Origin of the sequence: Brachyspira catarrhinii (assembly GCF_005518285.1) — a bacterium.
GTDB classification, from domain to species: Bacteria; Spirochaetota; Brachyspiria; order Brachyspirales; family Brachyspiraceae; genus Brachyspira; species Brachyspira catarrhinii.
The window spans coordinates 1-227 of record NZ_SJDU01000950.1 but is presented as its reverse complement, the minus strand read 5'-3'; the positions used below and the strand labels follow the sequence as shown (position 1 = coordinate 227).

1 protein-coding gene is annotated in these 227 nt (G+C 31.3%); it reads right to left on the bottom strand.

Going from position 1 to position 227, the window contains the following annotated elements; all coding sequences use genetic code 11:
- Positions 1-31 precede the first annotated feature (31 nt).
- A partial coding sequence (locus tag EZH24_RS14690; protein WP_236847306.1) for a hypothetical protein occupies positions 32-227 on the bottom strand: 196 nt, incomplete at its 5' end.

Sequence of the window (227 nt, the reverse complement as noted above, 5' to 3'; positions counted from 1 at the left end):
TTTCTCATTTTGAAATCTCCTTTGTAATTAATTAATTTTTTATAAATAACAGAGAATAATCTCTGAAACTTATCGAATTGAAAATTTTTGTCATTGCGACTTTGTTTATTATATCTGTCATTGCGAGCGTGAGCGAAGCAATCCAAATAAAGTAGATTACTTCGGGCGTTGCCCTCGTAATGACAACGAATAATATCATAAATACAAGCAAGGAAGCCTGCAAAATA